Origin of the sequence: Janthinobacterium sp. SUN073, from assembly GCF_030397665.1 — a bacterium.
GTDB lineage: Bacteria > Pseudomonadota > Gammaproteobacteria > Burkholderiales > Burkholderiaceae_D > Janthinobacterium.
The window spans coordinates 41,380-59,415 of record NZ_JAPUBT010000015.1 but is presented as its reverse complement, the minus strand read 5'-3'; the positions used below and the strand labels follow the sequence as shown (position 1 = coordinate 59,415).

The 18,036-nt window shown below is 61.1% G+C and carries 17 protein-coding genes; 9 read left to right on the top strand and 8 right to left on the bottom strand.

Annotated features, from left to right (window positions below; genetic code table 11):
* Nucleotides 1-19 precede the first annotated feature (19 nt).
* A complete protein-coding gene (locus O0882_RS27080; protein WP_289953021.1) occupies nucleotides 20-2,155 on the bottom strand; it encodes a hypothetical protein in 2,136 nt (711 codons plus the stop codon).
* 246 nt (nucleotides 2,156-2,401) lie between these two features.
* Here O0882_RS27080 and ccoN point away from each other — a divergent pair, with 246 nt between their 5' ends.
* The 6 genes from ccoN to O0882_RS27050 all read left to right on the top strand — a co-directional run bounded on the left by ccoN (nucleotide 2,402) and on the right by O0882_RS27050 (nucleotide 7,632).
* Complete coding sequence (gene ccoN, locus O0882_RS27075; protein ID WP_046681775.1) at nucleotides 2,402-3,829, top strand: cytochrome-c oxidase, cbb3-type subunit I; 1,428 nt, start codon at nucleotides 2,402-2,404, stop codon at nucleotides 3,827-3,829.
* Nucleotides 3,830-3,844: 15 nt separating this feature from the next.
* A complete protein-coding gene (ccoO, locus tag O0882_RS27070) occupies nucleotides 3,845-4,459 on the top strand; it encodes a cytochrome-c oxidase, cbb3-type subunit II (RefSeq protein WP_100875005.1) in 615 nt (204 codons plus the stop codon).
* Between the two features lies 1 nt (nucleotide 4,460).
* On the top strand, nucleotides 4,461-4,661 hold the full coding sequence (locus tag O0882_RS27065) for a cbb3-type cytochrome c oxidase subunit 3 (RefSeq protein WP_071080089.1): 201 nt from the start codon (nucleotides 4,461-4,463) through the stop codon (nucleotides 4,659-4,661).
* Nucleotides 4,654-5,574 (top strand): cytochrome-c oxidase, cbb3-type subunit III, encoded by a 921-nt coding sequence (gene ccoP / locus O0882_RS27060; RefSeq protein ID WP_289953017.1) that lies wholly within the window; start codon nucleotides 4,654-4,656, stop codon nucleotides 5,572-5,574. Before O0882_RS27065 ends, ccoP begins: the two co-directional genes overlap by 8 nt.
* Before the next feature lie 4 nt (nucleotides 5,575-5,578).
* Complete coding sequence (gene ccoG / locus O0882_RS27055; protein WP_101483305.1) at nucleotides 5,579-6,961, top strand: cytochrome c oxidase accessory protein CcoG; 1,383 nt, start codon at nucleotides 5,579-5,581, stop codon at nucleotides 6,959-6,961.
* A 146-nt stretch (nucleotides 6,962-7,107) separates the two neighbouring features.
* On the top strand, nucleotides 7,108-7,632 hold the full coding sequence (locus O0882_RS27050; protein ID WP_141171201.1) for a FixH family protein: 525 nt from the start codon (nucleotides 7,108-7,110) through the stop codon (nucleotides 7,630-7,632).
* Between the two features lie 3 nt (nucleotides 7,633-7,635).
* Here the strand turns inward: O0882_RS27050 and fnr are convergent, their stop codons facing one another.
* The gene (gene fnr / locus O0882_RS27045; RefSeq protein WP_289953015.1) at nucleotides 7,636-8,394 is read right to left on the bottom strand and encodes a fumarate/nitrate reduction transcriptional regulator Fnr; all 759 of its coding nucleotides are present in this window, start codon (nucleotides 8,392-8,394) and stop codon (nucleotides 7,636-7,638) included.
* Nucleotides 8,395-8,633: 239 nt separating this feature from the next.
* On the opposite strand from fnr, the gene O0882_RS27040 reads away from it, so the two are divergent.
* Nucleotides 8,634-11,708: a response regulator gene (locus O0882_RS27040; protein ID WP_289953014.1), complete on the top strand. Its 3,075-nt coding sequence runs from the start codon at nucleotides 8,634-8,636 to the stop codon at nucleotides 11,706-11,708.
* Between the two features lie 71 nt (nucleotides 11,709-11,779).
* Here the strand turns inward: O0882_RS27040 and O0882_RS27035 are convergent, their stop codons facing one another.
* From O0882_RS27035 to modA, 4 genes are read right to left on the bottom strand one after another with little or no spacing between them, the layout of a single operon-like run.
* Nucleotides 11,780-12,547: a TOBE domain-containing protein gene (locus tag O0882_RS27035; RefSeq protein WP_289953113.1), complete on the bottom strand. Its 768-nt coding sequence runs from the start codon at nucleotides 12,545-12,547 to the stop codon at nucleotides 11,780-11,782.
* Nucleotides 12,548-12,587: 40 nt separating this feature from the next.
* Complete coding sequence (locus tag O0882_RS27030; RefSeq protein WP_289953110.1) at nucleotides 12,588-13,289, bottom strand: ATP-binding cassette domain-containing protein; 702 nt, start codon at nucleotides 13,287-13,289, stop codon at nucleotides 12,588-12,590.
* A gap of 17 nt (nucleotides 13,290-13,306) precedes the next feature.
* Complete coding sequence (gene modB / locus O0882_RS27025) at nucleotides 13,307-13,978, bottom strand: molybdate ABC transporter permease subunit (protein WP_289953013.1); 672 nt, start codon at nucleotides 13,976-13,978, stop codon at nucleotides 13,307-13,309.
* Nucleotides 13,979-13,994: 16 nt separating this feature from the next.
* Nucleotides 13,995-14,753, bottom strand: a complete 759-nt coding sequence (gene modA, locus O0882_RS27020; RefSeq protein ID WP_289953012.1) for a molybdate ABC transporter substrate-binding protein — start codon at nucleotides 14,751-14,753, stop codon at nucleotides 13,995-13,997.
* Between the two features lie 166 nt (nucleotides 14,754-14,919).
* Between modA and O0882_RS27015 the strand changes: the two genes are divergently transcribed.
* A complete protein-coding gene (locus O0882_RS27015; protein ID WP_289953011.1) occupies nucleotides 14,920-15,684 on the top strand; it encodes a sterol desaturase family protein in 765 nt (254 codons plus the stop codon).
* 16 nt (nucleotides 15,685-15,700) lie between these two features.
* On the opposite strand, the gene O0882_RS27010 is transcribed toward O0882_RS27015, so the two are convergent.
* Nucleotides 15,701-16,705, bottom strand: coding sequence for a bile acid:sodium symporter family protein (locus O0882_RS27010; protein ID WP_289953010.1), 1,005 nt, complete (start codon nucleotides 16,703-16,705; stop codon nucleotides 15,701-15,703).
* 284 nt (nucleotides 16,706-16,989) lie between these two features.
* Between O0882_RS27010 and O0882_RS27005 the strand changes: the two genes are divergently transcribed.
* Nucleotides 16,990-17,433 (top strand): hypothetical protein, encoded by a 444-nt coding sequence (locus O0882_RS27005; protein WP_196856495.1) that lies wholly within the window; start codon nucleotides 16,990-16,992, stop codon nucleotides 17,431-17,433.
* 65 nt (nucleotides 17,434-17,498) lie between these two features.
* On the opposite strand, the gene O0882_RS27000 is transcribed toward O0882_RS27005, so the two are convergent.
* Entirely contained in the window at nucleotides 17,499-17,861 is a 363-nt protein-coding gene (locus tag O0882_RS27000; RefSeq protein ID WP_289953009.1) for a BON domain-containing protein, read from the bottom strand.
* Nucleotides 17,862-18,036: the final 175 nt, after the last annotated feature.

Sequence of the window (18,036 nt, the reverse complement as noted above, 5' to 3'; positions counted from 1 at the left end):
GTAGCAATCAAGTTGTACATCAGGATGTCTCCGGGCGCTTGTACATACGTTCATCCACAATTTCGGAAGGCATGGCGCCTGCGCTGCCATCGCTCTTAACCCAATCCAATAGTGGTATTTCCTTAAACTGCCCTGTATAAAAATACTCACCAAACAATTTGTTTGGATGACTTTCATCCAGCCCCTTAGACAAACGCCAATCTGCCGCAATGCGCAGTTGTAGCATCGCCTTCTCACCAATATGACCGACCCCAATCGCCACGTCATACGCCAGCGCCTTTTCAGCGTGCCAGGAATTGGTCAGGATGGTGGAGTGGTCGGTGGCATGCGTGTCGCAGGTGGCCGCCAGTTGCCCCTGGATTTCCTGCTTGCGCCATTCCAAATATTCCGGCGTGGCGGTGGACAGGTCGTCTTCCATCATCGCCTTGCCGTCAAGGCCGTCGAGCTTCCCGCGGCGGGCCTTCATGCGCAGGCGGGCATGGTCTTCGTAGCGCAGTGCCGCCTCGGTATCGCGGTCGCCCTGCGGCGTGCCGCCCACGCTTGTATCGGCATACGGCTCGCCTTTCTGACGTGCCTTGCCCGCATGGCGGTGCGTGCCAGGCGGATCGAGATTCTGGTCGAACTGCGGACTAGGTACGCCAAAGCGCACGGCCTGCGGTGTAAACACTTCCGGCAAGGCGGGCGCCGTCACGGGGATGCGCCAGTCATCGGGCGGCACGGCATTGATGGGGGTCTTCAGCGTCTTCATGAGGGCCGACATGGCGGCGGCCGTGCGCACGCTCGCCGCCTTGCCGGCCGCGCTGGTGCTGGCGCGCACGCCCTTGTCTGGATCGTATTTGGAGATCGGCGAATGAGGATGCCAGAAATCGGCGCTGCCCCGCGCGGGCTGGCGATAGTGGTTGCTCCAATAGTCATAATCGCCACGCTGGCCAACGGGAAAGCCCTGCGCAAACACGCGCTGGGTAAACACACCGTCGCCGCGCGTGGCCTTGATCTGTTCGGCGCTGAGACCCAACCAGCCGATGCCCTGGATGGGCGTGGCGGAAATCACCTGGTCGTGCGGATTGCAATACAGGGTGACGCGGCCGCGCGTCGTCGGCTGCGGGCCGCAGGCATAGGCGGCCCGGTCCTTGTCCAGCGTGAAATCATGGCGCACGTTGGCGGCCATGCACGCCAAGGCGGCAGACAGGGGCGGCTCCTTGGCCTGGCCGCGCACGATGTCGAAAAATGCCACCAGGGTCTGGCGGCGCGCCTCGCCGCTTTGCCGGCCCACATTGCCATCGACATCCCTGACTTGCCCCTGCAGCCAGCCTTCCGTGTCGTTTCTGCGTAACAGGCTGTACGGAGGGTTGCACAATACATAAGTATCGGCCACGCAACGGCCGCTTTTGCCTGCCGCATCTTTCACGTCAGCCATCTTGTTGCCCAGAAACGCCGCCGCCATGCCCACCATATTGCCCTGGCTGTGGCAGACGAGGGTAATCGGCACATCGGCCTGCTGCCGGCGGATGGCCGCCACCAGGTGCGCCAGGCGCAAAGCCGCCAGCACGAAGTAGGGGCGTGGCGGGCAGGCATACACGATGCGGTCGTTGACGGGATTCAGATGCTCGATATGGATGAACAGGAAGAGGGCGTCCGACAAGCCCTCGCCCCACAGATCCGGCAGCGATGAGCAGCCATTGGCGAACGGGCCGCCGCCCCAGTAAGCGTGTTCGTTCAGGTAGACCGAATCGCCATACGCCTGCAACTCCTTGTCGCTGGCCTTGTAGCCCCAGCGGAACTGGATCACGGGCGAGAAATGCGCTTGCGGCCCGATGAAGGTGCTGGCCGTATAGTCGGGATCGACATAGCCGTCATCGCTCAGTTCGCTTCGATAAGCCACCGGCGTCAGTTGCCCGCCCTGCGCCGTGGCATGCGCCATGTGCTCGTCGCAGCGCTTCATGCGCGTGTTCAGGCCGGCGCACAGGCCGGCTTCGGCGGCGCGGTACCACTCGCCCTCGGAATTGACGCCATGCACGAAGATGACGATGCCCGGCGACGGCGCCTGCACCAGGCAAGCGAGCTTGCCGTGATCGAACAGGGTCGTGCCCTCGGCCTTGCCGACGACCAGGTCCACCTGGGCATCAAACGAATCGCGGCGTTCGGGGTCTTCCATGGCGGGCCTTGGACATGTCTGGACTAGCCACTCTAAGCCATTGCCTCCACGCACGTTTTACGCCATGTCAAGCCAGCGCTTGCAGGGATCTTGCATGGCTTTTTTGACCGAAATATCGCTTTATTTCGATGCCAGTTCGCTACGCTTATTTCATCCGGGGAATTTTGATCCACATCAAAGTTTTTTCGCGGTCAAACACTTACTCTCTGGCCACCATCATAAATAGTAATTCCAGGGAGAGTCTTTGTGGATCAATCGCTGAACTATAACTACAAGATCGTGAAGCAATTCGCGGTCGCTACTGTGGTATGGGGCATCATCGGCATGCTGGTTGGCGTTATCATCGCCGCTCAGCTGGCCTGGCCTGCCCTGAACCTCGACATACCATGGCTGACATACGGACGCTTGCGTCCGCTGCACACGAATGCGGTGATTTTCGCCTTCGGCATCTGCGGCCTGTTCGCCACCTCGTACTACGTTGTACAACGCACCTGCCAGGTGCGCCTGTTTTCCGACAAACTGGCCGCCTTCACCTTCTGGGGCTGGCAAGCGGTGATCCTGTGCGCGGTCGTCAGCCTGCCCATGGGCCTGACGCGCGGCAAGGAATACGCCGAGCTGGAATGGCCTATCGCCATCCTCATCGCCGTCGTCTGGATCGCTTACGCCATCGTGTTCTTCGGCACACTGATCAAGCGCAAGGTCAAGCACATCTACGTGGCCAACTGGTTCTTCGGCGCCTACATCCTGGCCGTGACGATTTTGCACGTGGTCAATGGCGCCGTCATGCCAGCCTCGTTCACCAAGTCGTATTCCGCCTATGCGGGCGTGCAGGACGCCATGATCCAGTGGTGGTACGGCCATAACGCGGTGGGTTTCATCCTGACCGCCGGCTACCTGGGCATGGTCTACTACTTCATCCCGAAACAGGCCGAGCGCCCCGTGTACTCGTACCGCCTGTCCATCGTCCACTTCTGGGCGCTGATCTTCACCTACATGTGGGCGGGCCCGCATCACCTGCACTACACGGCATTGCCTGACTGGACACAATCGATCGGCATGGTCTTCTCGCTGGTCCTGCTTGCACCAAGCTGGGGCGGCATGATCAACGGCATCATGACCCTGTCGGGCGCCTGGCACAAGCTGCGCACCGATCCGATCCTGAAATTCATGATCGTCTCGCTGTCGTTCTACGGTATCGCCACCTTCGAAGGTCCGATGATGTCGATCAAGACCATCAACTCGCTGTCGCACTACACCGACTGGACCGTTGCCCACGTGCATGCGGGCGCCTTGGGCTGGGTGGGCTTCATCACCATGGGTTCGATCTACTATCTGCTGCCACGCCTGGCGGGCCGCACGCAGATGCACAGCACGCGTCTGGTCGACGTGCACTTCTGGGTGGCCACCATCGGCATCGTGCTGTACATCGCCGCAATGTGGATCGCCGGCGTGATGCAGGGTCTGATGTGGCGTGCGGTCAATCCGGACGGCACCCTGACCTACACCTTTGTCGAGAGCGTGAAAGCAACGTATCCGTACTACGTGGTACGCGTGGCCGGTGGCCTGCTGTACCTGTCGGGTATGTGCATCATGGGCTACAACACCTGGATGACCTTGCGCGGCAGCAAACTCCCCGTCGCCCGCATTCCGGAACTGAACGCGGCGCACGCCTGATAGGAGCGAAAGCAAATGAAATTTTCACATGCATGGATTGAGAGAAACCCCTGGCTGCTGATCGCCCTGGTCACGGTAGTGATCAGCATCGGCGGCGCCGTCGAGATCGTTCCCCTGTTCTTCCAGAAGAGCACGACGGAGCCGGTCGCCGGCCTGAAGCCGTATTCGCCGCTGCGCCTGGCGGGCCGCGACATTTACGTGCGCGAAGGCTGCTACAACTGCCATTCGCAGATGGTGCGTCCGCTGCGCGCGGAAACGGAACGCTATGGCCACTATTCGGTCGCTGGCGAGTTCGTCTACGACCGTCCGTTCCAGTGGGGTTCCAAGCGCACGGGGCCGGATCTGGCCCGCGTGGGCGCCCGCTACAGCGATGAATGGCACCGCACGCACTTGAACAACCCGCGCGACGTGGTACCCGAGTCGAACATGCCGGCCTACCCATGGCTGGCAAAGACCAAGCTGGTGCCTGACGACATCATGCCGAAGATGCGCGCCCTGCAACGCCTGGGCCAGCCGTACAGCGATGCGGAAATCACCGCCGGCCCGGCGCAGCTGCAGGACAAGACGGAAGAAGACGCCCTGGTCGCCTATCTGCAAGGCCTCGGTACATTAATCAAAACAAGGAATTAGCATGGCAATCGAAAACCTGTTTGACAGCGCCAGCAGCGTCATGACGGTGGTTTCCTTTACGACGTTCGTAGGCATCCTGTGGTGGACGTTCAGCCGCAGCAATAGCGACTTCGACGCGGCGGCGCGCCTGCCGTTCGACGACGAGGCGCTCGACTACGCGGCCGACGCCGCACCGGCACAAGGGGAGCGCAACCATGGCTGACTTTACCAATGGCTTCTGGAATATCTACATCATCGTGCTGTCCCTGCTGGGCATCATCGGCTGCGGCGTGCTGCTGTACTCGCAGTCGAAAATCAAAGTGGTCGAAGGCGCGCCTGCCGACGGCACCACGGGCCACGTCTGGGACGAGGACTTGAAGGAACTCAACACGCCAATGCCGCGCTGGTGGATGTGGTTGTTCTACATCACCATCGTCTTCGCCCTGGCGTATCTGTTCCTGTACCCGGGCCTGGGCACCTATGCCGGCAGCCTGGGCTGGAAATCGACGGGCCAGTACGAGGAAGAGCTGAAGAAGGCGGAAGCCGACTACGGTCCCCTGTTCAACAAGTACCTGAGCCAGGACTTGAAGACGGTGGCCGCCGATCCGCAGGCACTGGCCATCGGCCAGCGTTTGTTCCTGACCTACTGCGCGCAATGCCACGGTTCGGATGCACGCGGCAACAAGGGCTTCCCCAACCTGACCGACAAGGACTGGCTGTATGGCGGTGAACCCGACATCATCAAGACCACCATCATGCATGGCCGCAATGGGCAGATGCCACCGATGGGCGCCGCCCTGGGCTCCGAAAAGGATGTCGAGAACGTGGCCCATTATGTGCTGAGCCTGTCCGGTTCCACTTCGGACCCCGTCAAATCCGTGCTGGGCAAAGCCAAGTTCGGCGCCTGCATGGCCTGTCACGGTGCCGATGCGAAAGGCAATCAGATGCTCGGTTCGCCTAACCTGACGGACAAGATCTGGCTGTACGGCGGCAGTGCTGATACCATCATGGAAACCGTACGCAAGGGACGCAACAACACCATGCCGGCCTTCAGCGATTTCCTCGGCGAGTCCAAGGTACACGTGCTGTCGGCGTATGTCTGGAGCCTGTCGAATCCCCAGACGCCCGTGAAATGATGTAATGGAACCTCAAGTCATCAAGATGTATGCGGCCCGCGAGCAGATCTACCCTCGCGAGGCCAAAGGACGCTACGCTACCTGGCGATGGGTATGCGTATGGCTTACCCAGCTGGCGTTCTACGGCTTGCCGTGGTTGACCTGGAATGGCAGGCAAGCCCTGCTGTTCGATTTGACCACGCGCAAGTTCTACATTTTCGGCGTCGTGCTGTGGCCCCAGGATTTCATCTATCTGGCGGCCCTGCTGATCATCTGTGCGTATTTGTTATTCCTCGTCACGGCCATCGCCGGGCGGGTGTGGTGCGGGTTCTCTTGCCCGCAAACGGTATACACGGAAATCTTCCTGTGGGTCGAACGCCGCATCGAGGGTACGCGCAGCGCGCGCATGGCCCTCGACAAGCAGGGACCCTCCGTGCGCAAGGCCTTCAAGAAGACGGCCAAGCACCTGGCATGGGGCGCCATCGCCCTGTGGACGGGCTTTACCTTTGTCGGCTATTTCACGCCGATCAAGGAACTGGCGCGCGAGGTGACCACCCTCAATTTCGGTCCCTGGGAATGGTTCTGGGTCTTGTTCTACAGCCTGGCAACCTACGGCAACGCGGGCTGGCTGCGCGAGCAGGTGTGCAAATACATGTGCCCCTACGCGCGCTTCCAGAGCGCCATGTTCGACCAGGACACCCTGATCATCACCTACGATGCCAAGCGCGGCGAACCGCGTGGCGCCATCAGCAAGAAGGCCGGCAACAACGACAAGCTGGGCGATTGCATCGACTGCACCCTGTGCGTGCAGGTGTGTCCGACCGGCATCGATATCCGCAACGGCCTGCAGTATGAATGCATCGGCTGCGCCGCCTGCGTCGATGCCTGCAACAGCGTGATGGACAAGGTCGACCGGCCGCGGGGACTGGTACGCTACAGTACCGACCATGCGATGGAAAACAACTTCAGTTCGAAGCAGATACGCCAGCGCGCCATGCGCCCGCGCGTGCTGATCTACACTTCCATCCTGGCCCTGATCATCATCGCCGTGTGTACTTCGCTGGCCCTGCGCACGCCCCTGAAAATGGACGTGATCCGCGACCGCGGTTCGATGGGACGCGAAGTGGAAGACGGCATGATCGAAAACGTCTACCGCTTGCAGATCATGAACACCTCGGAGCAAACCCAGCATTTTAAAATCAGCGCTTCCGGCTTGCCGGGCCTGACCTTGCTGACGCGCGAAGAGGTGACGTTGCAGCCGACGGAAACGCTGGGCTGGCCGATCCGCCTGCGCGTGCCGCACGGCGTGGGAGAAAAGGGCTCGAACAAGATTGCGATCGAATTGCATTCGCTGGACGACCCGTCGTTGCATGTGCGTGAAAGCGCGGTATTCATCGTGCCGCGGTGATGTTGATTCGGGGTCGGACCCTCTGGGTCCGACCCCGGTATTTCGCCGTAGGGGTAGCATCAAACATGCGTTAGCTTTACTGTATTTTCAACCCAGAAGCAAAAGCTGGGGTCAGACCCAAAGGGTCTGACCCCAAGGAGAACAAAATGTCCGACAGTCTCAAGCTGCAAGCCCCCGTTGCACCGTGGTACAAGCATCGCTGGCCTTGGCTGCTGATGATCGGTCCCGGCCTGTCCGTGGTCGTCGGCAGCTGCATGGCGTATATCGCGTTTACGCAGCCCGATGCGCTGGTGGTGGGGGACTATTACAAGCAGGGCAAGGCGATCAACCAGGACTTGCGGCGCGATACGATCGCCAGCGACCTGGCGATGGATACCAGCCTGTCCTATGATGTGGCGTCAGCGCGCCTGAGTGGTTCCGTGCACAGCTTCGGCAAGGCCTATCAGGGTCCGTTGCAGCTGCACCTGGCGCATGCGACCCTGCCGGAAAAGGATATCAAGCTGCTGGTGCAGCCCGATGCGGCCGGCAATTTTTCCGTCGCGCTGCCGATGCTCGAGCGCAGCCGCTGGCAAGTCCTGGTAGAAAACGACAAACGCGAGTGGCGCCTGTCCGGCATCTGGACCTGGCCGCTGCAGCGCAGCATCGCGCTGCACGCCGATGAGGAACTGTAAGCCTTATTTGCAGGGGTCGGTACCGGCCGTAATGGCTTTCAACTTGGCCGGCTGCAAGATCTCGATCTCGCGGTTGGAGACGCGCAGCCAGCCTTCCTTCTTAAATTTCGACAATAAACGGCTGACGCTCTCGATGGTCAGCCCCAGGTAATTGCCGATTTCCTCGCGCGACATGCGCAGCTGAAATTTGCTGGCCGAATAGCCGCGCGCTTCATAGCGCGAGGCCAGGTTGACGATAAAGGCGGCAAAACGCTGGGTCGCCTGCATATTGCCCAACAACAGCATGACGCTTTGCTCGCGCGTGATTTCCTGGCTCATCATGCGATGGAAATGGCGCAGCAGGGTCGGCATATTGCCCAGCAACTGTTCCAGGCTGGAAAACGGAATTTCACACACTTCGCTGTCTTCCAGCGCCACCGCATTACAGTGGTGGCGGTCGGCGCTGATGGCGTCCATGCCCAGCAGTTCACCAGCCATCTGGAAACCCGTCACCTGTTCTTCACCGCCCGGATTGATCTGGTACGTCTTGAAGTGCCCCAGGCGGATCGCGTACAGGTTCTGGAACGAGTCGCCGATGCGGAACAGCGAGGCACCGCGCACGATCTTGCGGCGGCGGCCGATGATCTGGTCCAGCCTGTCCATGTCGCCCACATCGAGGCCCATCGGCAGGCACAATTGATGCATGCTGCAGGTCGAGCATCGCGCACGCAACGCTTCCACGGTCACTGTGGGCAAGGTGGGAGTGAGTAGCGCTTCAGTCATGTCGGTACCTTTTAGAAAATGCAATAACAAGTTTACTGCATACAGGGTTGCCGTGTGCCAATTTCACCGCATTTCCGCTGAATAAACGACGTTCAGACTTTAATTATATGGCAACATCGTCAAAAGCCCATGCGGGGCGGGCAATTTGCGCGGTGGCGCTTGCCAAGCTGGGGCATTGATAGGAAAATTCCTGACAGCATTATCTGCCGCCTGTACCGCCCGGTACTGAAAAGGAAATCATGAAGCCTCTCGGCATCAAAGCAAAAGTCGCGCTGGCCACCAGCCTGACCTCGATCGCCATGATCGCGCTGGTCACCATGATACAGGTGCAGCACATGCGCGCCGACTTCACGCGAGTACTGCTGAGCCAGCAATCTGCCCTGATCACCCGCACCGCTGCCGAACTCGACGACAAGCTGGGCATGCTGCTGCAGATCGTCACGCTGACGGCCAGGCAGCAGCCGCCGGAATTGATCGCCCGGCCCGCCCAATTGCGCGAATACTATGCGCGCCGCTCGATGCTGGTACTGTTCGACGACGTGCTGGTGCTCGATGCGCAAGGCGCCGTCGTGGCCGACATGCCGCTGGTCTCGGGCCGCGCCGGCATCAACGTGGCCGAGCGTGAGTATTTCCAGACCGTCTTGCGCACGCGCCAGCCCATGATCACCGAGCCGATGCTGGGCAAATCGAGCGGCATGCCCATCGTGCAGATGGTGGCGCCCGTGCTCACGGCCGATGGCGAGGTCGCCGGCGTGGTGATCGGCGTGCTGCGCCTGTACAAGGATAACCTGCTGGGACGCTTGCGTTCGGAAAAGATCGGCAAGAGCGGCTATTACTTCATCCTCACGCGCGGCGCCGTGCCCCGTTACGTGCTGCACCCCGATACCAGCCGCTTGCTGCAGCCGCGCCAGCCGAACGCCAACCAGACCACTACGCAGCTGCTGAAGAACGATGGCGAAGGCAGCATGGTCAGCACCAACAGCCGCGGCATCACGGCCGTCAACAGCTTCAAGCGCCTGAAATCGGTGAACTGGCTGCTGGCCGCCTCGCTGCCCCTCGACGATGCCTTCGAACCGTTCGATGGGGTGCTGTACCGGCTGGTGCTGTGGAGCACCCTCGCCTCGCTGCTGGCCGCTTTTGTTCTGGGCTGGGTCACCGTGCGGCTGCTGTCGCCGCTGGTACGCCTGCGCGACACCCTGCGGGCCCTGCACACCAGCGGCAGCCGCTTCACCCCCGTGCCGGTGCGGCAGCGCGACGAAATCGGCGAACTGACGGAAGCGTTCAACGGCCTGATGAGCGAACGCGACCGTCTGCAGCAGGAGCTCGAAGCGCGCGCGGCGGAACTGGAACAGGAGCGCGACCGGGCCGAGGCGGCCAACCGCGCGAAGAGCGATTTCGTGGCCAACATGAGCCATGAAATCCGCACGCCCCTCAATGCCGTGCTGGGCATGGTGTACTTATTGGGCAATACCAGGCTCGATACGGAACAGCGCAAGTATCTGACCATGGTGCGCGTGGCGGGCCAGTCGCTGCTGGGCATCCTCAACGACGTGCTCGACTATTCGAAGATCGAGGCGCGCCGCATGGAATTGTCGCCCGTCGAATTCGACCTAGACGAGGTCATGAACACGCTGGCCACGACGATGACCATGAATGCGGGCGAAAAGGAACTGGAACTGGCCATCGCCGTCGAGCCCGACGTGCCGCGGCGCCTGGTGGGCGACGCCCAGCGCCTGCAGCAAATTCTCGTCAACCTGGCCGGCAACGCCATCAAGTTTACCGAAAGCGGCGAAGTGGTGGTGGCCGTCAGCCTGGCCGAAAGCCAACAAGACCGCGCCTGGCTGCGCTTCGAAGTGCGCGACACGGGCATCGGCATGACGGAACTGCAGCAACAGCAGCTGTTCGCCGCCTTTTCACAGGGCGACCAGAGCATCACGCGGCGCTTCGGCGGCACGGGCCTGGGTCTGGCCATCAGCAAGCAGCTGATCCACATGATGGGTGGCGATATCGCCGTGGCCAGCAGCGAAGGCAAGGGCAGCCGCTTCTGGTTCAGCGTGCCGTTCGAGATGCTGGCGCAGCCGGCCGAAACGCGGCGCACGCCGGCCCTGGGCCAGCTGCGCCTGCTGGTGGCCGACGATAACCGCACCACGCGCGAACTGATCGTCAAGCTGATCGAGGCCTGGGGCTGGCTGGCCGACGAAGTCGATTCCGGCTTTGCCGCCATCGAACTGTACCGCGAACGCCTGGCGCAGCAACAACCGTACGACGTGGTGCTGGCCGACTGGCACATGCCCGTCATGGACGGCCTGGCCACGGCCAAGGCCATCCGCCAGGCGGCCAGCGGCCAGCGCCAACCCATCGTGGTGATGGTCAACGCCTTCGCGCGCAACCACCTGGAAGAAATCTCCAGCGCGGCCGAGGCCGATGTCGTGCTGATGAAGCCAATCACGGGTTCGAGCCTGTTCGATGCCCTGCACCAGGCGCTGATCGCCAAGAACGACGGCGGCGAGCAGCGCATCCTGCACCAGCCGCTGGGCACGGAACTGGCCGGCGTGCATTTCCTGCTGGTGGAAGACAATCATTTAAACCAGGCCGTGGCGCGCGGCATCCTCGAGCACATGGGCGCCACCCTCGACGTGGTGGGCGACGGCTTGCAAGCCGTGGAACGGCTGCGCACGGAAGCGCTGCGCTACGATATCGTGCTGATGGACATGCAAATGCCCGTCATGGACGGCTTCAGCGCCACCCATATCATCCGCACGGAACTGCGTTTGAACTTGCCCGTGATCGCCATGACGGCCGGCGTGCTGGCGTCCGAGCGCGAGCGCTGCATGACGGCCGGCATCAGCGACTTCATCGCCAAGCCCGTGGTGGTGGAAGAGATGATGGCAGTCATCCTGCGCCACCTGCCCAAGCGCCCGCCAGTGCAGACGGCCGGGCCGGTGCCCCTTGCCGATGAGGAAGTATTTTCCATGGCGCCGCTGATGCGCGTGATGGGCCGCGATGCGAAAGGCCGCGGCGTGCTGCGGCGCATGGTGGAAGACGCCCTGAACAAGGGCATGACGCCCGTGCGCGACGCCGAAACGGCGTTGCAGGCGGGCCGCCACAGCGACGTGGCGCGCATCCTGCACGGCGTGCGCGGCTCCGTCGGCACCCTGGGCACGAAACGCCTGATCCGCGCCGCGTTCGCCACAGAGGAAGCCATCGACGCGGGCCGCCTGGACGAGGTGCCGGCACTGCTGGCGCAGACGGCGCAGGAACTCGAGCAGGCGCTGGCGGCGGCGGCGGATTGGTTGTCGAGGCTGAAGGATTAAGCTCACTTGAACCCGGACGATAAATGCCGGGGTCGTACCCTGAGGGTACGACCCCAGTCCTTGCTTTGGGTTTAGGCCGGCACGCCCAGAATCACGCTGGACGCCTTGAAAATCGCCGTCACGCTGCTGCCGATGGCGATGCCCAGGTCGGTGCTGCTCTGATTCGTGATGATGGCGGCGATCGTGCCGCCGCGCGGCAAGTCCAGCACCACTTCCGTGTTGACGGCGCCCGTCTGCACGCGCGTCACGGTGCCGGCCAATTGGTTGCGCGCAGAAAAGCGCGCCCCTGCGCTGTCCGCCACGAGGATGATCGACGACGCCTTGATCAGCGCAAACGCTTCCGCGCCCGGCACCAGGCCCAGGCTTGCGCTGCTGCCCTGCGTGACGATGGCGACGATGTGCTGTCCACCCGGCAATTCCAGGGTCACTTCATCGTTGACGGCGCCCTGTTTCAGTTCGGCCACCTTGCCCAGGAATTGATTGCGTGCCGTGGTTTTCATGGCCATTCTCCGTATGAGTAAAAGATCGTCGGCGATGCCTTCCGCCTGGCTGCCCAGCTGGCGCAGGTAGCGCGCATGCTCGCGCTCGATGATACGGAAATTATCGACCAGCTGGCGTCCCCGTGGCGTCAGCCGCGTGCCGCCGCCGCCCTTGCCGCCCGTCAAGCGCTCGACCAGCGGTTCACCAGCCAGGTTGTTCATCGCGTCGATGGCGTCCCAGGCCGCCTTGTAGCTCATCTTGACGAGCTTGGCCGCCTGCGTGATGGAGCCGCATTCGGCGATGGCGCCCAGCAATTCCACCCGGCCGGCGCCGCCCAGATTTTCTCCGCCCACCGTCATCCATACCGAGCCTTGCAGGCCGATTTCCGCTGCCGCTGATTTATCCAATGCGTTCACCCAATGCCATGTGTTCTTCCCTGTTATCGATCTGTCCATCGCGCAAGTACAGCACATGCTCACCCAGGATGCGCGCATCTTCCGGATCATGGGTGATCAGGATCATGGGCACGTCCAGGCGCTGCTGCCACTGGCTCAGCTCCAACCGCATTTTGACACGCAGGGCCGGATCGAGGGCGGCAAACGGCTCGTCGAGCAGCAGCGCGTTTGGTTCGGCCACGAGTGCCCTCGCCAGCGCCACCCTTTGGCGCTGGCCACCGGACAACTCGTCGGGAAACTGGTGCGCCAGTTCCTGCAAGTGGAATGCGGCTAGCCAATGCTCGACCTTCTGCAATTTTTCGCGCGCGCGCGGGTTGAACCAGCCGCGCGCCAAGCCGAAGCCCACGTTCTGGCGCACCGTCAGGTGCGGGAATAGCGCGTAATCCTGGAACAGGTAGGCCACGTTGCGCTGCTGCGGCGGCAAATTGATGCCGGCGGCGGAATCGAACAGGGTACGGCCATTCAGGCGGATATGCCCCGCGTCAGGCGTGAAGAGTCCGGCAATGGCTTTCAGGGTCATGCTCTTGCCGGCGCCGGACGGGCCATACACGGCGATGCGCTGGCTGCTGGACGTGCATTGCACATGCATGTCGAAGCAGCGTTTGCCGGAGCGCAAGGTGGTGCGAATGTCGAGGTCGAGTTGCATGGGCATCATCATAGGCCTCATTTGTGCGCGATGCGCCCGGGCGCCAGGCGGCCAGCCGACAGCAGCACCACGATGCACACGGCAGAGGTGATCAGCACCAGGGTGTTGGCGACGTCGTCCTGGCCCGCCTGCACGGCTTCATACACGGCGACCGACAAGGTTTGCGTCTTGCCGGGGATGCTGCCGGCCACCATCAGGGTGGCGCCAAACTCGCCCAGCGCGCGCACAAAGCCCAGCAGCACGCCGGCGAGGATGCCGCGCCAGGCCAGCGGCAAGGTCACCCGGAAAAAGATGGCCATTTCAGAAATGCCCAGCACGCGTGCCGCCTGCTCCAGCTGGCCATCGACCGCCTCAAAGGCGGCGCGCGCGGGCTTGAAGACGAGGGGAAAGGCCACCACCGTCGAGGCGATGACGGCGCCCTGCCAGGTAAAAATGAGGTTGATGCCGAAGTTGTCCTGCAGCCAGATGCCCAAGGTGCCGCGCCGGCCCAGCAGCACCAGCAGGTAATAGCCGAGCACGGTGGGCGGCATCACCATCGGCAGGGTCAACACGGCATCGAGCAACTCGCGCCCGGGAAAACGCGTGCGCGCCAGCAGATAGCCCGTACCGATGCCGAGCAACAAATTGAGCGCCGTGGCCCAGGCCGCTACTTTGAGCGACAGGGCCAGCGCGGTCCAGGCGATATCCATATGCAGTCGTTTTACTTTATGGCTTTTTAAACCCGTATTTGGCCAGGATGGCTTGCGCCGGCGCCGTCTGCAGGTAGCTGACGAAGCGCTTCGCTTCAGCCGCATTGCCGCTGCCCTTGATGGTGGCGATCGGGTACAGCACGGGCGCGTCCAGGGGCACCTCCAGCACCACGTTGACTTTATCCTTCATGATGGCCGCGTCGGTGGCGTAGACAAAGCCCGCGTCGACTTCGCCGCGCGCCACATAGTCGAGCGACTGGCGCACATTCTGCGTGCCGATGGCCTTCGGCTGCACGGCGTCCCACAGCTTCGCCTTCTTCAGCGCGCCTTCCGAATAGCGGCCGACAGGCACGCTGGCCGGGTTGGCGATGGCCACGCGGGTCACGCCCTTGTGCGTCAAGTCGCTCAAACTCTTGATGCCCAGCTTGCTATCGTGCGGCACGATCAGCACCAGGCTGTTGCCGACGAAATCCTGCCGGTCGGCCGGCAGCACCAGGCCCTGCTTTTGCGCCGCATCCATGGTTTCCTGGTCGGCCGAAGCAAACACGTCCACGGGCGCGCCCTTGACGATCTGTTGCAGCAGCACGCCCGAAGCGGCGAAGTTCAAGGACACCTTGCTGCCCGGATATTGCGCCTCATAGCTTTGCGCCGCATCCTTGAACGCATTCGTCAGGCTGGCCGCGGCCGACACCACCACTTCGCCGGCAAAGGCGGAGGTGGCGGCGGTAGCGAGAAGAGCGGTGCCAAGCAGGCGGGCGAGGGAGGTGAGGCGCATGATCGTATCCTTGTAAAGTGAACGGTGAACAAGGAGCGTAATATACACGCATATATAGCGTTCTGCCATGGCGTGGGTCAAGTGAATGCCAATGGCATTGACAGATGCGGATGGTCGGACTATTTTTAAAAATAGAGCAGTATCAACTACTTTCCAGGGTTAAACGATGGGATACGCAGCGGTATTGCTTGGCCCCTTGATACTCCTGGCGGTCATTCTTGTGGCATTAGTCATCGAGAAGAGGCATCCCCTGCAGCAACAGCCTTCGGGGGCGTCACGCTTCAATCTTGCGTATATGTTCATCTATGCCGCCAGCGGCGCAATGCTTGCCCCGCTCACGGCCATCGTCACGGTACAGCTTGTCAATGCGGCCGGTGGCGGGTTCATCGATCTCGACTCTTCAGGCTGGATGCTGGCGCCGGCATTCATCGTGTATGCCCTCTGCATGGATTTTCTGGAATACGCCTTTCATCGCGTGCAACATCGCGTACCCGCCATGTGGGCAATGCATTCCTTCCATCACAGCGATACGGCCATGAATGCCAGCACAACGACCAGGCACTATTGGGCCGAAGCGGGCATCAAGGCACTCAGTATCTATCTGCTTGCGGGGATCTTATTCAAGACCAACCTGGTGATTTTAGGAATGTACGGGTTCCTGGGCTTGTATCATGTTTTCCCGCATATGAATGTGCGGGTCGGCTTTGGCCGTTACTGGATGTTTTTCAATTCACCTCAGTACCATCGCGTTCATCACTCGGCGCAAGCTGAACATTTCAACTGTAATTTCGCAGGGCTGTTCCCCTTCTTCGACTGGTTATTCGGCACCCACCATATTCCCCGCGCAGGAGAATATCCCCCGACGGGTTTGGACACAGGCAAGGCGCCGGGAACGTTGCTTGACGCGCTGACGTGGCCAGTGCGCCTGTAAGCGGCCCGTACGTCCTCTAGACGCGCGCCACCGCCTCCTCATCGCGCCGGGCATAGCGCTGCGCAATCACGGCGCAGATCATCAGCTGAATCTGGTGGAACAGCATCAGCGGCAAAATCACCATGCCCAGCGAGTGGGTGGCAAACAGCACCTTGGCCATGGGTACGCCGCTGGCCAGGCTTTTCTTCGAACCGCAAAAGACGATGGCGATCTCGTCTTCCTTGTTAAAACCCAGGCGGCGGCTGATGAACGTCATCAGGCCCAGGACCAGCGCCAGCAGCAAGATGCTGAACAGGCCCAGCGCCACCAGCGTTTCCACCGAAATCGTATGCCACAGGCCTTCGCTGACGGCTTCGCTGAAGGCCGTGTAGACCACCAGCAAGATCGAACCCTGGTCGACGTATTTCAGGGTGGCTTTATGGCGGTCGACCCAGCGGCCGATCCAGCGGCGCAGGAACTGGCCGGCCAGGAACGGCAGCAGCAGTTGCATGACGATGGACAGCACGGCGTCCACCGACGACTTGCTTGCCCCGCCTTTCGCCACCAGCAAGCCGACCAGGATGGGCGCAAGAAAAATGCCGATGAAATTCGAGGCCGAGGCGCTGCAGATGGCCGCCGGCACATTGCCGCGCGCCATGGCGGTCAAGGCGATCGACGATTGCACGGTGGACGGCAGGGCGCACAGGAACAGGATGCCCACGTACAGCTCGGGCGTGAGAAAAGTCAGCGCCAGCGGCCGCAGGGCCAGGCCCAGCAGGGGAAACAAGATGAACGTGCTGGCCAGCACCAGCAAGTGCAAGCGCCAGTGCATGACGCCGGCCACCACGGCTTCGCGCGACAACTTGGCGCCATGCAGGAAGAACAGGGCGCCGATGGCGACGGTGGTGACGTGACCGAAGACCACGGCCGTCTGGCCCGTGCAGGGCAGGAAGCTGGCCAGCGCCACGGTGACGAGCAGGGCGATGGTGAAATTGTCGGGTTTCAGATTGCGCAGCAGGGCGGCGGGGGAAAAAGAAGACATGCGGTAGCCTGGTAGCGGCCCAGCCTTGCAACACTGCGCCATGGATGACAAAAAGCGCCGGAAACGGCGCCAGTGCTGGCTATTCTACCGTTGATATGGATTCCTCATCGGTAAAAATCATGCGACGAGAATGAAGGTGGATTTGCTATGAAGCCGATGTGTACTTCCAATGATTCATCATAAAAGAAACAAAATTTCCACAATTAAAATATTTTCATAGATAAATAAACAATGCCAATTTACACTAGTTTGTTTTAAAAATTACAACTACACCTAGGGTAAACATGTATAAATTATCTGTTGTTTTAGCATCACTGGCGTTGACTGGCTGCGCATCCGTCGCGGGCGAAAAATTTCAGCCTGTATCTATCCAAACCATTCATGAGAGCAAGGAAGTGTCGGGCATTGGTTGCAATCTCAGCAACGATGCGGGCAACTGGTTCGTTGTCAGCCCTGGCAGCGTTATGGTGCATAAGAGCACCGGCGACATGATCGTCGACTGCAAAAAAGGCAATCTGTCTGGAAGTTCGACTCTGGTATCTAAGTCGAATGGTGCCGTATGGGGCAATATTCTACTGGGTGGTGGCATAGGCTACATTGTCGACCGGAACACCGGCGCTGGCTTTGATTATCCCAATACGACGACAATCCAGATGCGGGACATCGCCATAGCCCCGGTGGCACTGCCGCCCCCGCAAGCGTCTGCCGAAACTGTCAAGACCAACTGAAATAGACAAAAAAATGCCCTGTCCGCAGACAGGGCAACCCGGAGTAAAGTACAGCGCGAGGGCGTTTAACCGGCGGCTTTGACTTTCAGCTCGTTCTTGATTTCTTTCACGCCGCTCACGGAAGCGACGATCTGCACGACGCGGTCACCCGCTTCGGCGCTCGGGACATCGCCCGACAGGACGACCACACCTTGCTGGGTTGCTACCTTGACTGGCAGGGTAGCGGCTTGCGCATCGGCGCTCAGGGCGGCCTTGGCCGAGGAAGTGATGGTTTCATCAGGGACGGCAGCGGCGGCGTTGGCGGCCACGACAGTGTCAGCAGGAGCTTGTGCTTTTGGTGCGGACTCAGCGGCATGCGAAGCGGTGATCGAGGCGCCCGACAGTACGATAGCGGCGACCAGGGTATTGAACAGTTTCGATGTTTGCATGGTAGTTCCTCTCAATGAAGTTAAAAGCTTCTTACTTAGATAAAGCAACACGTTGAAGCGTCACATCTACCCATACAGCAAGCACCGTGCCAGCTTTTAAATTGCATTCAAAATCAACGACTTACAGTCAAACTCGATTTTTCCAACACGTTTCCGCCGGATCTGGCCCGAAAAT

What these genes read in the sequence shown, in the direction of transcription:
- O0882_RS27015 (WP_289953011.1), top strand. Translation starts at nt 14,920, where the DNA reads ATGGGATACGCAGCGGTATTGCTTGGCCCCTTGATACTCCTGGCGGTC.
- fnr (WP_289953015.1), bottom strand. Translation starts at nt 8,394, where the DNA reads ATGACTGAAGCGCTACTCACTCCCACCTTGCCCACAGTGACCGTGGAA.
- O0882_RS27065 (WP_071080089.1), top strand. Translation starts at nt 4,461, where the DNA reads ATGGCAATCGAAAACCTGTTTGACAGCGCCAGCAGCGTCATGACGGTG.
- ccoO (WP_100875005.1), top strand. Translation starts at nt 3,845, where the DNA reads ATGAAATTTTCACATGCATGGATTGAGAGAAACCCCTGGCTGCTGATC.
- ccoP (WP_289953017.1), top strand. Translation starts at nt 4,654, where the DNA reads ATGGCTGACTTTACCAATGGCTTCTGGAATATCTACATCATCGTGCTG.
- O0882_RS27080 (WP_289953021.1), bottom strand. Translation starts at nt 2,155, where the DNA reads ATGGAAGACCCCGAACGCCGCGATTCGTTTGATGCCCAGGTGGACCTG.
- O0882_RS27000 (WP_289953009.1), bottom strand. Translation starts at nt 17,861, where the DNA reads ATGCAAACATCGAAACTGTTCAATACCCTGGTCGCCGCTATCGTACTG.
- O0882_RS27050 (WP_141171201.1), top strand. Translation starts at nt 7,108, where the DNA reads ATGTCCGACAGTCTCAAGCTGCAAGCCCCCGTTGCACCGTGGTACAAG.
- O0882_RS27030 (WP_289953110.1), bottom strand. Translation starts at nt 13,289, where the DNA reads ATGCAACTCGACCTCGACATTCGCACCACCTTGCGCTCCGGCAAACGC.
- O0882_RS27040 (WP_289953014.1), top strand. Translation starts at nt 8,634, where the DNA reads ATGAAGCCTCTCGGCATCAAAGCAAAAGTCGCGCTGGCCACCAGCCTG.
- O0882_RS27010 (WP_289953010.1), bottom strand. Translation starts at nt 16,705, where the DNA reads ATGTCTTCTTTTTCCCCCGCCGCCCTGCTGCGCAATCTGAAACCCGAC.
- modB (WP_289953013.1), bottom strand. Translation starts at nt 13,978, where the DNA reads ATGGATATCGCCTGGACCGCGCTGGCCCTGTCGCTCAAAGTAGCGGCC.
- ccoG (WP_101483305.1), top strand. Translation starts at nt 5,579, where the DNA reads ATGGAACCTCAAGTCATCAAGATGTATGCGGCCCGCGAGCAGATCTAC.
- O0882_RS27005 (WP_196856495.1), top strand. Translation starts at nt 16,990, where the DNA reads ATGTATAAATTATCTGTTGTTTTAGCATCACTGGCGTTGACTGGCTGC.
- O0882_RS27035 (WP_289953113.1), bottom strand. Translation starts at nt 12,547, where the DNA reads ATGACGGTGGGCGGAGAAAATCTGGGCGGCGCCGGCCGGGTGGAATTG.
- modA (WP_289953012.1), bottom strand. Translation starts at nt 14,753, where the DNA reads ATGCGCCTCACCTCCCTCGCCCGCCTGCTTGGCACCGCTCTTCTCGCT.